This is a genomic window from Polycladomyces subterraneus (assembly GCF_030433435.1).
GTDB lineage: Bacteria > Bacillota > Bacilli > Thermoactinomycetales > JIR-001 > Polycladomyces > Polycladomyces subterraneus.
In genome coordinates, this window is sequence record NZ_JANRHH010000049.1 from 75,931 (window position 1) to 88,429 (window position 12,499).

General features: G+C 51.8%; 13 protein-coding genes and 1 pseudogene. 5 read left to right on the forward strand and 9 right to left on the reverse strand.

Annotation, left to right across the window (positions count from 1 at the left end):
- Nucleotides 1-96: 96 nt before the first annotated feature.
- The 5 genes from NWF35_RS14550 to gatC all read right to left on the reverse strand — a co-directional run bounded on the left by NWF35_RS14550 (nucleotide 97) and on the right by gatC (nucleotide 4,668).
- Nucleotides 97-876, reverse strand: coding sequence for a sirohydrochlorin chelatase (locus NWF35_RS14550; protein WP_301240075.1), 780 nt, complete (start codon nucleotides 874-876; stop codon nucleotides 97-99).
- Between the two features lie 86 nt (nucleotides 877-962).
- A complete protein-coding gene (locus tag NWF35_RS14555; RefSeq protein WP_301240077.1) occupies nucleotides 963-1,256 on the reverse strand; it encodes a hypothetical protein in 294 nt (97 codons plus the stop codon).
- Nucleotides 1,257-1,468: 212 nt separating this feature from the next.
- Nucleotides 1,469-2,902: an Asp-tRNA(Asn)/Glu-tRNA(Gln) amidotransferase subunit GatB gene (gene gatB / locus NWF35_RS14560; RefSeq protein WP_301240079.1), complete on the reverse strand. Its 1,434-nt coding sequence runs from the start codon at nucleotides 2,900-2,902 to the stop codon at nucleotides 1,469-1,471.
- Nucleotides 2,899-4,365 (reverse strand): Asp-tRNA(Asn)/Glu-tRNA(Gln) amidotransferase subunit GatA, encoded by a 1,467-nt coding sequence (gatA, locus tag NWF35_RS14565; RefSeq protein WP_301240081.1) that lies wholly within the window; start codon nucleotides 4,363-4,365, stop codon nucleotides 2,899-2,901. The genes gatB and gatA overlap by 4 nt, the downstream gene beginning before the upstream one ends.
- Nucleotides 4,366-4,377: 12 nt before the next feature.
- Nucleotides 4,378-4,668 (reverse strand): Asp-tRNA(Asn)/Glu-tRNA(Gln) amidotransferase subunit GatC, encoded by a 291-nt coding sequence (gatC, locus tag NWF35_RS14570; protein ID WP_301240082.1) that lies wholly within the window; start codon nucleotides 4,666-4,668, stop codon nucleotides 4,378-4,380.
- A gap of 571 nt (nucleotides 4,669-5,239) precedes the next feature.
- Between gatC and NWF35_RS14575 the strand changes: the two genes are divergently transcribed.
- The 5 genes and pseudogenes from NWF35_RS14575 to NWF35_RS14595 all read left to right on the forward strand — a co-directional run bounded on the left by NWF35_RS14575 (nucleotide 5,240) and on the right by NWF35_RS14595 (nucleotide 9,263).
- Entirely contained in the window at nucleotides 5,240-7,303 is a 2,064-nt protein-coding gene (locus tag NWF35_RS14575; protein ID WP_301240084.1) for a carbon starvation CstA family protein, read from the forward strand.
- A 12-nt stretch (nucleotides 7,304-7,315) separates the two neighbouring features.
- On the forward strand, nucleotides 7,316-7,522 hold the full coding sequence (locus tag NWF35_RS14580; RefSeq protein ID WP_301240085.1) for a YbdD/YjiX family protein: 207 nt from the start codon (nucleotides 7,316-7,318) through the stop codon (nucleotides 7,520-7,522).
- Nucleotides 7,523-7,656: 134 nt separating this feature from the next.
- Nucleotides 7,657-7,772: pseudogene (locus NWF35_RS14585) on the forward strand (OsmC family protein); the annotation flags it as partial.
- Nucleotides 7,773-7,804: 32 nt separating this feature from the next.
- Entirely contained in the window at nucleotides 7,805-8,479 is a 675-nt protein-coding gene (locus NWF35_RS14590) for a haloacid dehalogenase type II (RefSeq protein ID WP_301240086.1), read from the forward strand.
- Nucleotides 8,480-8,573: 94 nt separating this feature from the next.
- On the forward strand, nucleotides 8,574-9,263 hold the full coding sequence (locus tag NWF35_RS14595; RefSeq protein WP_301240087.1) for a peroxiredoxin-like family protein: 690 nt from the start codon (nucleotides 8,574-8,576) through the stop codon (nucleotides 9,261-9,263).
- A 135-nt stretch (nucleotides 9,264-9,398) separates the two neighbouring features.
- Here NWF35_RS14595 and NWF35_RS14600 read toward each other — a convergent pair whose 3' ends face one another.
- The 4 genes from NWF35_RS14600 to NWF35_RS14615 all read right to left on the reverse strand — a co-directional run bounded on the left by NWF35_RS14600 (nucleotide 9,399) and on the right by NWF35_RS14615 (nucleotide 12,153).
- Nucleotides 9,399-9,575, reverse strand: coding sequence for a twin-arginine translocase TatA/TatE family subunit (locus NWF35_RS14600; RefSeq protein ID WP_363321624.1), 177 nt, complete (start codon nucleotides 9,573-9,575; stop codon nucleotides 9,399-9,401).
- A 191-nt stretch (nucleotides 9,576-9,766) separates the two neighbouring features.
- Nucleotides 9,767-10,360 carry an undecaprenyl phosphate transporter UptA gene (gene uptA, locus NWF35_RS14605; protein ID WP_301240088.1) on the reverse strand — a complete coding sequence of 198 codons (594 nt, stop codon included), beginning with the start codon at nucleotides 10,358-10,360 and terminating at the stop codon, nucleotides 9,767-9,769.
- Nucleotides 10,361-10,832: 472 nt separating this feature from the next.
- Nucleotides 10,833-11,486 (reverse strand): amino acid ABC transporter permease, encoded by a 654-nt coding sequence (locus NWF35_RS14610; protein ID WP_435873913.1) that lies wholly within the window; start codon nucleotides 11,484-11,486, stop codon nucleotides 10,833-10,835.
- Nucleotides 11,487-11,499: 13 nt separating this feature from the next.
- Complete coding sequence (locus NWF35_RS14615; protein ID WP_301240089.1) at nucleotides 11,500-12,153, reverse strand: amino acid ABC transporter permease; 654 nt, start codon at nucleotides 12,151-12,153, stop codon at nucleotides 11,500-11,502.
- Between the last annotated feature and the right edge of the window lie 346 nt (nucleotides 12,154-12,499).

Here is a 12,499-nt window from a genome sequence, read left to right on the forward strand (position 1 = left end):
CGGCCGATGATTGTCAGGGCGGGATGCTGACATCCGGCTGCCGGTCTTACCCGACATTGTACGCCCCGTGGTTTGGGCTCACCCACGCCAATTTCGTCACTGGGTGGCGGCGGAAGGTGCGCGCCGGGATTGACCGATCGCATCCCTCACCGTTTCTTCGATCCAACGAGAAATCAACGGATGCGGCAGATATGTCTCTCCGGAATACACATAATCCAGCCCCGCCAATTTCGACGGGATCACTTTTTTGGTAAAGTACCCTTCACTCAAAAACAATGGCAACACCAACACCCGATGTCGTGCGCTCCAGGCGCGGACCACCTCATGCAAATGATCCGGATGCAAAGACGCGTATACCGTTTGCCGAAACCCCAATGCACGCTGCACCTGTGCAGCAAGCTGATTGGCGCCTTCTTCCCATTTTTCCCGGAATCCAGACACCTCGCTGCCGTGGCCGACCAGCACGACAACTTCTTCCTCAGGCCGTTGGCTCAGTTTGCGAGCACGCTCCGTCACAATCTCACCGATCAACGGGTGACCATCCATCGCCGGTGTGTAATGTACGGGTATCTCCAAGGGGATGGGTTTTTCCTTGAACGGAAGACGCGGCTTGGAAATCACACCCAAAAGATATCCGATCTCCTCAATATGCGTGCTTCCGGAAGAGACGAACAATGGTACGGCAATGATTTCATCCACACCTCGGCGGCGCAGTGACTGTATGGCGTCCGCAATCGCCCGGCCCGGCACCAACTCCAAAAAACCAATCTCCACAGGCAAATCCAATCGAACCCTTGATACCGCTTCATCAACCAACTGCACCCATTCCGGTTTGCTGGACCCGTGCGCAATGACCAAAACACCACGTTGGGCCATCCGTGACCACCTCGGTTCGTCCATGTTCAAACAATCACATTTAAGACCGGCAGACGGGATCATGACACGCATCCGGAGGTTTGACGTCAAGACAATCGCCGTTGGGCTTGCCAGGTGGACAGCGCAAACATCGCACTGACCAATCCGCTGATCAGATTCATATCCCCGATGGAAAACTGCATGCAAGCATCCCCGACCAACAACAGCAACAACAACCAGTAGACGCTTCTCGAAAAGGGTTTTCCCCGAATCTCATACAAAAAAACAAAGAAATAGAGGGAGATCAAAAAATGATGCACCGCCACGACCGGTTCCGTATTCAAATAATACACGCCCATGCCCAAAAACAAGAGCACAATGGCGGTGTACAAAGCTTGCACTTCCAACACCTCCCATCTCAACGCTGGACTTAACAGACCAACCTATCTTTGAGCAACATACGCTTAAAGACGGCGTTCGTTTATCACAACCTGATATCTAAACCTGACGGGAGCCGTTCTCCCGTCGATCAGGAGACGGCTCCCGGACTTCCATCGCGGAGTCCACAGTTTGGCATCCTCTAAAAAGGACACCGTTCTGATGGATCTCGGCATCAAGCGTTGATCTGTTCCCGGATCAATTGGTTGACCAACTGTGGATTGGCTTTGCCTTTGGTCAGTTTCATCACTTGTCCCACAAGGTAACCCAGAGCGCGGTCTTTTCCGTTGCGGTAATCCTCCACCGACTGCTGGTTCTCGGCCAACACCTGCTCCACGATCTGCCGTAGTTGCCCCTCGTCACTGATCTGTACCAACCCTTTTTCCTCGACGATCCGTTTCGGGTCCCCGCCTTTTTCGACCAGTTCTTTGAACACTTTCTTGGCGATTTTGGTGCTGATCGTTCCGTCTTGAATCAACCTGATCATGCCGGCCAACCCTTGTGGCGTGATCTGGGTGTCGGCCAGTTCTTTGTCATGGGCATTGAGATAACCCAGCAATTCACTGGCGATCCAGTTGGCGGCCGCTTTCGGTTCAGCCCCGGCTTCCACCGTTTGGTCGAAAAAGTCGGCGATCACCTTGGAGGCGGTAAGCAAACCGGCATCATAGTTGGACAAGCCGTACTCCTTGGTATAACGGGCTTGACGTGCATCCGGCAGCTCCGGAATCGTGGCGCGAACCAGCTCTTTCCATTCATCGTCGATGTGCAGACGGACCAGATCGGGTTCCGGGAAGTACCGGTAATCATGTGCTTCCTCTTTGCTGCGCATCACTTTGGTCCGTCCCTCATCCTCCAACCACCGCAACGTTTGTTGGGTGATTTCGCCCCCTTGGGAGAGAATTTCCGCTTGCCGCTTTTGTTCGTACTCCAGACCGCGTTCCACGTTGCGGAACGAGTTCAGGTTTTTCAGCTCGGTTTTGGTACCAAACTTCTCGGAGCCAACCGGGCGCAAACTGATGTTGGCGTCGCACCGGAGAGATCCTTCTTCCATTTTTACATCGGAGACACCGGTATATTGCATAATCGCCTTCAATTTTTCGAGATATGCCCGTGCTTCCTGCGGCGAACGCAGATCCGGCTCGGAGACGATCTCAATCAGCGGGACACCCACGCGGTTGAAGTCAACCAGTGAGCCTTCCTCGTTTTCCATGTGGTTCAGCTTGCCTGCATCCTCCTCGAGATGGACACGCGTGATTCCAATCCGTTTCTTCTCCCCGTTCACTTCGATTTCGATCCATCCGTTTCGACCGATCGGCTGGTCATACTGCGAAATTTGATAGGCCTTGGGCAAATCGGGGTAGAAGTAGTTTTTCCGGTCGAATTTGCTGTATTCAGCGATTTCGCAGTTGAGCGCCATCGCCGCCTTCATCGCGTATTCCACAGCTTGCCGGTTCAACACGGGAAGTACGCCGGGATGCCCCAGGCAAATCGGGCAAGTGTGCGTGTTCGGCGGGGCGCCGAATTCGGTGGAACAACCACAGAAAATTTTTGTTTTGGTGGAAAGCTCCACGTGCACTTCCAATCCGATGACCGTTTCGAACTGCGTCATGCTTCCGCACCTCCGATCGTCGGCTCCGGCAAACGCTCCCCGTGCTGCTCATAGGCATGGGCCACCCGCAACACCGTGGATTCGTCAAACGCCTTGCCGATAATTTGCAGACCAACCGGCAGTCCATCAGACAGCCCGCATGGCACGCTGATCGCCGGCAATCCTGCCAGGTTCACCGGGATGGTGAGAATATCGTTCAGATACATGGTGAGCGGATTGTCGACCTTTTCCCCGATTTTGAAAGCGGTGGTCGGTGCAGTCGGTCCGACGATGACGTCGTATTGCTCAAAAACCCGGTCGAAGTCCTGCTTGATCAAGGTACGCACTTTTTGTGCCTTCAGATAGTAGGCATCGTAGTAACCGGAGCTCAGAGAGTACGTTCCCAGCATGATCCGGCGTTTTACCTCGCTGCCAAACCCTTGGCTGCGCGTCTGTTTGTACATCTCCACCAACGAGTCCGCTTCGACGCGCACCCCGTAGCGCACTCCGTCGTAACGTGCCAGGTTGGAAGACGCTTCAGCCGGAGCCAGCAGGTAATACGTGGCCACGGCATACTCGGAATGCGGCAGGGAGACTTCCTCGATGACGGCACCCAAGCTTTCCAGCACCCGCAACGCCTGCTGCACTTTCTCGCGAACGCCGGGATCGATGCCCTCTCCCATCATCTCCTTGGGAACGGCCACTTTGAGACCTTTCACATCCCCCGTCAGCGCGGAGAGATAATCCGGCACCTCCACATCGGCCGAGGTGGAATCCATCGGATCATGTCCGGCAATCGCCTGCAAAACGTACGCCGCATCTTCCACATTTTTCGTCAGAGGCCCGATCTGGTCCAGCGAAGAAGCAAACGCGACCAAACCGAACCGGGACACCCGTCCGTAAGTGGGTTTTAACCCGACAACCCCGCAATATGCGGCCGGTTGCCGAATCGATCCACCGGTGTCCGATCCGAGCGCGAAATACACTTCCCCCGCTGCGATAGCGGCTGCCGATCCCCCACTGGAACCGCCGGGAACGCGACTGAGATCCCATGGGTTGTATGTCGGGTGGAAACCGGAGTTTTCCGTCGATGAACCCATCGCAAACTCGTCCATGTTCATTTTGCCGACCGTGACAGCTTGGGCTTGTTCCAGTTTCTTCATCACCGTGGCTGAGTAAATCGGTTCATAGTTGGCCAACAACCGGCTGGCACAAGTGGTTTTCAGCCCTTCCGTACAGATGTTGTCCTTGATGCCCGCAGGCAATCCGAACAGGATCCCCCGCTGATCTGACTCCACTCGTTCCTGATCCAATGCTTCAGCCCGCTCACGGGCCCCGTCTTCATCCACCGTCAAAAACGCGCGTACCTGCTCGTCCACTTCGCGAATCCGGGCGAGCGATGCATCCACCAAATCGCGTACCGTTAGCTCGCGATTCGCCAGACGGCTATGTATCGACTTCAGCGATTCTCTCAACAGCGACATGGTTCTCCCCCTTTACTCCTCGAATACAGCCGGCACGCGGAACATGCCGTCCCGTTTTTCCGGTGCGTTAGCCAGTGCTTTGTCCCGCGGAATGGAGGGACGCACTTCATCTTCGCGCAACACGTTAGCCAACGGCAACACGTGAGAGGTCGGTTCCACGTTTTCCGTGTTCAATTCGTTCAATTTTTCCGCAAAGTGGAGGATATCGTTCAACTGCGTGGTGAACTGCTCCACTTCCTTCTCCGTTAACGCCAAACGCGCCAGTTGCGCGACATGCTGCACTTGTTCCTTGGAAATGGCCATTGGTTTCACCTCCGAAAAACGCTCAGTATCTGATCCATTGTATCATGCAAACTGCGGGGAAGCCACGTTGTTGGAATAGGTCTGGATCATGATCGTCCATTTCGTGTTCCCAACTCGTAACACCTCTGCCCGGAAGAATACCAAGGACCCTCGATGCGGTGGCAAGACGCGGCCCAAGTATCTTCGCTCAAAAAAAGCCCGCGATGGGGATCCTGCGATTTCCGGTTCTTCACTCAGTCGGGCTTGGGAACTCGCTCACAAGAAAACGTTGCCGCCTTAAGGTCGAACCAGACACACCCCAAGCAGTGCTCCGGCGTCACTTGCTCGAGAAAACTTCTCCCGCATCGACAAACCGGACGAGCCCGACGTCCGTTTTCTCCCATCCTTCCTATGACAGTATAGCACAAACTCTTCCCGTTTCTTTCACGACCCGTACAGCTTTTCGGGACAAAATCTTGACGGTGCAACCCCAAGGGAAAAATTGACCGGTCCAGATTTGCTTCATTTTGCAGTATAATCATTATTAAAGGAAGATTCCTTCACCAATGTTGTCAAAGGGGGTCAAAATATTATGAACAAATGGGCTTCCGTTTTGCTCTGGGGATTGATCTCTGCGGCAGGTGCGGCTGGGTTCGCCTTTTTGGCACTCAATCGCGGTGAGACGGTGAATGCGGCATGGATGCTGGTGGCCGCCATCTGCACCTATGCCATCGCGTACCGTTTTTACAGCCGCTTTTTGGCAAACAAGGTTTTCGGTTTGGATGACAACCGGCAAACGCCTGCTGAGCGCATCAATGACGGTAAAGACTACGTGCCCACCAACAAGTGGGTGTTGTTCGGCCACCATTTCGCCGCCATCGCCGGTGCGGGACCGCTGGTCGGCCCGATTTTGGCCGCGCAGATGGGATATCTGCCCGGTACTTTATGGATTCTGGTCGGGGTCGTATTGGGGGGGGCCGTACAGGACTTCATCATTCTGTTCGGATCGATGCGCCGTAACGGCAAGTCGCTCGGAGAAATGGCAAAACAGGAGATCGGGCCGGTTGGCGGGTTCATCGCGCTGTTCGCCATCCTCGGCATCATGATTATCTTGTTGGCCGTTTTGGCTTTGGTTGTGGTGAAAGCGCTCGCAAACAGTCCGTGGGGCATGTTTACCATCGCTGCGACGATTCCGATCGCCTTGTTCATGGGCGTGTATATGCGTTATATCCGCCCGGGGCGCGTGCTGGAAACGTCGGTGATCGGTTTCGGCCTGCTGTTGCTTTCCCTGTATCTGGGACAGTATGTGTCGGAGCATCCCACATTGTCCAAAATGTTCACCTTTGAGGGCACCACGATCGCATGGATGATGATCATCTACGGCTTTGTTGCCTCCGTCATCCCCGTGTGGCTGTTGCTGGCGCCGCGCGATTACCTGAGCACGTTCCTGAAAATCGGCACGATCGGCGCTTTGGCACTGGGCATTCTGCTGGTGTTGCCGCCTTTGCACATGCCGGCATTCACCAAGTTTATCGATGGTACGGGTCCGGTGTTCGCCGGTGACTTGTTCCCATTTGTCTTCATCACGATCGCATGTGGTGCCGTCTCCGGGTTCCACTCGCTGGTTTCCTCCGGTACGACGCCGAAGATGATTGCCCGCGAATCCCATGCTCGTATGATTGGATATGGCGCCATGTTGATGGAATCGTTCGTCGCGATTATGGCGATGATCGCGGCTTGCGCGCTGACACCGGGCGTCTATTTCGCGATGAACAGCCCCGCGGCCGCGATCGGCACCGATGTGGTGACCGCGGCGAAGACGATCACCTCGTGGGGCTTCACATTAACACCGGACCAATTGCAAACATTGGCCAAAGACATCGGCGAACAAACCCTGCTGTCCAGAACCGGCGGTGCACCCACGCTGGCAGTCGGTATGGCACAAATCTTCTCTGCTGTTATCGGCGGAAAGGCATTCATGGCCTTCTGGTACCACTTTGCGATTCTGTTTGAAGCCGTCTTCATTCTAACAACGATTGATGCCGGTACGCGCGTCGGGCGGTTCATGCTGCAGGATCTGCTCGGACACTTCCATAAAAAATTGGGCGATACATCGAACTATTTCGCCAATGTGCTGACGAGCGGTTTGGTCGTGGCGGCTTGGGGTTACTTCCTTTACCAAGGGGTCGTAGATCCGCTCGGTGGCATCAACACACTGTGGCCGCTCTTCGGGATCGCCAACCAGATGCTGGCTGTCGTCGCACTGGTCGTCGGCACGACAATTCTTTTGAAAATGGGCAAAACTCGTTACGCCTGGGTGACTCTGCTACCGACCGTCTGGCTTACTACCGCTACCATGACGGCCGGATGGCAGAAACTGTTCGATCCCAGCGCCAAAGTCAGCTTCCTGGCGGCAGCAGATAAATACCAAGCAGCGATCAACGCTGGCAAAGTACTGCCTCCGGCGCAATCAATGGAGGAAATGCAACGCATCGTGCTGAACAATCAGATCGACGCCATTTTGACCGCCATCTTCATGCTGCTGATCGCCCTGATCATACTGGATTCGTTGCGCGTATGGTATAAATTGATCATTAAGCGGGAACGCTTGCCGCTCATGGAAACGCCCTACACACCGGTAACGTCGACCCGATGAGGAGGGAGATGCATGGACGGTTTGTTGACGCGTTGCCTGCGCCCGTTCAAGGCGGTAGCCAACTATCTGAACGCCATCGCCGGAGTACCTGATTATCAAAGATACCTGGAACACATGCGCCGCTACCATCCCGACCAACAGCCCATGTCAGAAAGGGAATTTCATCGCTGGGCCAACGATGAAAAATACGGTGGCAAAGGTGTCCGGCGCTGTTGTTGAAGAAAGGGACGTGAAAAACACTGTCACAAGACTACTAACAAAGGGTATCAGGTTAGTCTCAACAAACCCAGCGGAAAAACCGCTGGGTTTGTCAATAGCCTCTCCCTCTCTTCGAGAAGAGGTGTGATCCAAATAGCGAATCAGAAGAACGTATAAAAGAATTGCTGGAAAAAACCGATTTGCGTTGCCCGGTCTACACAACACCGAAAGCAGCGGGTGTAGAATAGTTCCAAATTGGGTAAAAGCATAACAAAAGCCCCTAAAAGGAGGCTATGAATTGAGTTGGAACACCTTACAACCATTGTTTTTGATGCATATGGAACCTTGTTTGACGTACATTCCGTCTCAGAAAAAAGTGAGAGACTCTTCCCAACTCGTGGTCGACAGATCAGCGAGTTATGGCGAACGAAGCAACTGGAGTATGCGTTCATCCAACAAATCATCGGTCGTTACCAACCATTTGATGAAATTACGAGAAACAGTCTTCGGTTTACTTGCGAACAATTAGGAGTAACTCTGACGAAGGAAAAGGAGAAGGAATTGCTCGATTCATATTTGACCCTGTCTTTATATGAAGAAGTACCGAACGCACTGAAACAGTTGGCAAACCATTGTCAGCTTGCCATTTTGACCAATGGAACACTTAACATGATTCAAACATTAGTTGAATATCATCATCTGACCCCATACTTTACTCTAGTGATGAGTATTGATGACGTGAAACAATACAAACCTTCGCCAGCAGCATACTCGTATGTTCTCGACAGATTCAATTGCAAACGCGAGGACATATTATTTGTTTCATCGAATACATGGGATATTACAGGTGCATCTAGCTTTGGGTTCCTAACAGCATGGGTCAACCGAAAATCTCAATTGGTTTTTGATCGTATGGGTCAGCAACCGGATTATATTATTTCTGATTTAAATGAATTAGTCAGGATTGTTTGTTATTAAAAATAAAGAACTATTTTTTTGAATAGATCGGTGTCATCCCAAAAATACAGATGAAAAGAGGATAATATCAACATCTGATAGGGAGTGAAAATCGATGGCAAAAACGCAAATGCGGGAACAGTTTAAACAGTATTTGGAAAATTTTCGAAAGAAAGTACCACAAGAGCAGCAAGAATTAATGAATCGGGCAATTGAAGAACTGGAGGCGTCCGGTGTAGCGACGGGTTTACGTAAAGGACAACAGGCCCCGGATTTTACATTGCCGGATGCAAACGGAAAAGACGTATCTTTGTACGAAGAACTTAAAAAAGGCCCAGTCATCCTCACTTTCTATCGTGGAGGGTGGTGTCCATATTGCAACATGGAATTGCGGGCATACCAAAGTATCTTGGATGACATTCATCAAGCAGGCGGTCAACTCATTGCAATCAGCCCCCAAACGCCGGACCATTCCTTGAGCACCAAAGAAAAAAATGAGCTACGGTTCCATGTGTTAAGTGACGTGGGAAATAAAGTGGCTCAAAAATATAATCTCGTTTACCGTTTACCCGATTACTTGATTGACTTGTATAAAGAGCTTGGATTGGATGTTTCTTCCTATAACGGTGACCATTCCTGGACCCTTCCTGTATCTGCCACTTATATCATTGGACAGGATGGTAAAATCGCTTTTGAATACACGAAAGCAGATTATAAAGATCGTGTTGAACCATCCGAAGTCCTCGATGAACTTAAAAAAGTGGTAGCTAAATCCTCTAAGGCAGAAGTAGATGGAATGAGATAACCAATGACTTGATGTAAGACCAACAGCCCATGTCAGAAAGGGAATTTCATCGCTGGGCCAACGATGAAAAATACGGTGGCATGTCCGGCGCTGTTGTAAAAGAAAGGGACGGGGTTTTTTCCCCGTCCCTTTTTCTCAGGTGCTGGTTTTGTCTTTGTTTTGATCGTCCTTGTCTACACCACCGACAGCTTCTTTGAACTCCCGCAAGGCACTGCCGAGAGACTTACCTAACTGCGGCAACTTGCTCGGGCCGAACACCAACAGCGCGATCACCAAAATAATGATCCATCCGCTCAACGAAGGCATGTGCATCGATGACGCCCTCCCTGTTTCTTCAATTTCCCTTATGTGAACGCTCCATGACTGCGTTTGTTTTCAGCGTATCCTATTCTGCCCTTATTGTAACAAAGATTCATGTATCCATGGGAGAGCATCTTGACATTTTCATGGCCTCAGTTTTTCCCAATCGTGCAAATGAGGATGATTCAAGATCAACCATTGTTTTACGCGCGTTTTTTCTTCATCGATTGCACCAACACATAACCAGCGAGGAGGATGACCGCAGCGATCGCCAACGGCTGTACATACGGTTCAGCGATCTGTTTGAAGTCTTCCCAGCGGTCTCCCAGTTCCCAACCGATATAAACAAAGAAAATCGACCAAGGGACAATGGCCATCGTAGTATACGCCGTAAACTTCATCCATGACATTTTGGCAATCCCAGCCGGGATTGAGATGGCATGACGGACAACCGGGATGAAACGAGCTCCGAAGATGACGCCTGCGCCGTAGCGGTGAAACCACTCTTCCGCCACATCGAGATGCTTTTTCTTGATAAGCACGTATTTCCCATATTTCTCCAGGAAGGGTCGACCGCCATAATACCCTGCCCAGTATAGGAATAACTGTGCCAGCAAACCGCCGATCGTACCGGCTATTACGGCACCCACAAACGTCACTTCTCCGCGAGAGACAAGGTACCCCCCATAGGCGAGAACGATTTCGCTCGGGATCACTTCCACCATCAATCCCAAAGCAATGCCCAGATAACCGAGATCCGCCAACCAGTGTAAAAAAGATTGAATAAATCCGCCCATCCCTGACCCCTTTCTTTCGGCTCCATTGATTCATAGTGTGTATGCAAAAGTGGGATTTACATCAAAAGCAACCCGTCAAACGGGCTCCACGAATATGTATGAATTGAGTTCACCATTTTGATCTTATTCCATCTACGTAGTTGTGTCCATATTCGCCGAAAGGGATTCCGTGAAGATTGTGTGTTGGATGAAACTGCATCCACACGATGAGGGCATGTCTGGTTTCAGCATTTTGCTTGGGGTGAGCCATTTTCCATGTCATATCTGCGACACACACTCTAATGTCGCTCTCCGGAAAATGACCACCCTTCGCTTGGGTCACCAATACCCAAAAGCTCGCCAGACCAGACTCTCTCGTCCCGGAAAATAGTCACCTCGGGGTAAATCGACCGGGATGGGCATGATTTGTTGGTGGTGACACCAGTCAACGAATACCAATACCGGGATGAAATATCAGTGGAGGTCAACCGCGTCAGCCCGCCAACCGTTTTTCCAAATACCGGCTCACCCTTGAGAGGCTGTAATTGATGGTGAAATAGATAAACGCCACCAACAAGAGCAACGGGATGGTCGCATTCACGTACTTGTTGTAAACGATCTGTGCGTTGTGCATCATTTCCTCCAAACTGATCACAACCGCGAGTGACGTGTCCTTCACCAACGTGATGAACTGGCTGACCAGCGGTGGGATCATGCGTTTGAGGGCTTGCGGCAAAATGATGTACCACAAGGTTTGTACATAGGTAAACCCTTGGGAACGTGCGGCTTCGATTTGTCCTTTTTCCACCGAGTTCAATCCACTTCGCACAATCTCAGCGATCAACGCTGAAGTGAATACCGTGAGTCCTGCAATCGCCGCCATGGTCACGGGTAAATCAATCCCCATGTCGCGCAAACCGAAATAGCCGAAAAAGATGATGAGCAACAGCGGCAAATTGCGCATCACCTCAATGTACAACACCGCCAGCTGGGACAATACCGGCAATTTCGTGTACCGCAGGATGCCCAGAATAATACCCAAGATAAAACTGAGCACGATGGCGGATGCCGCCACTTCCAAAGTGACCAGTAACCCTTCCATCAATGTGCGGAGCGTTTCGGGCGCGAATGTGTGTTGGAAATCCACCGGCATCCCCCTTTCAACGATTTTTACTGAGCCGACGTTCCAACCAGTTGACACCGATACTGATCGGCAGGGTGATGACCAGATACAGCAAAGCGACAAAACCGTAGACGACCGCTACCTCAAACGTATCCGACGATACACTGTCCGCGGTATACAGCAAATCCCCGCCGGCGATGATAGCCAGAACCGACGAGTTTTTCACCAAGTTGACGAACTGGTTGCCGAGGGGCGGGATGACCAGCTTGAACGCTTGCGGCAAAATCACGTATCGCATGGCCTGCACATAACTCATCCCGGATGAACGTGCCGCTTCCATCTGTCCTTTTGGCACGGACTGAATCCCAGCACGAAGCGCCTCGGCGATAAATGCCCCGGTGTAGATGGACAGTCCCAACACGCCGCTGGTAAACTCGGAAAACCGAATACCCAATGTGGGGAGTCCAATCGCAAACATAAACACCTGAATCACAATGGGTGTGTTGCGGAAAAATTCCACATAAGCCGTTCCCAGGATTTCCAATGGTCGCACCCCGGACAATCGCAATACCGCGATGAACGTACCGATGGCCAAACTGAGTCCCAACGCCAGTACACTTGCCGAAAGCGTGACAAGAAACCCATCGATAAACTCCTGCTTGTAATCAGCTAAAACCGCTATATCGAACATCGCTCACCCTCGCTTTCTCTCTAAAACATATCTGGTAAATAGATTCCTTTGGATGAGCCTTTTCCTGCATCGTACCTATTTCGCCTAAATGAAGCTCATTCGCCACCTTACTGCAGAACCGATGGGCTCCATCGCTAGGGCATTCCTGATCAATACAGTCCTCTTCGCTTTCCCAGTTCGCTCCACATGCGCCCTCTCGGAAAAGGATCATGGCTGCTTGAGACCGGGGAGCGCAGAACGCGGGCAAAACACGCCTCGCATGGGGGAAATTGCCCGCGAATGCATTCCTGCGCTTTCCGGTTGTCCACATGGTCGGGCTCTAAGGTGATCCTCACCTGGGAAAACA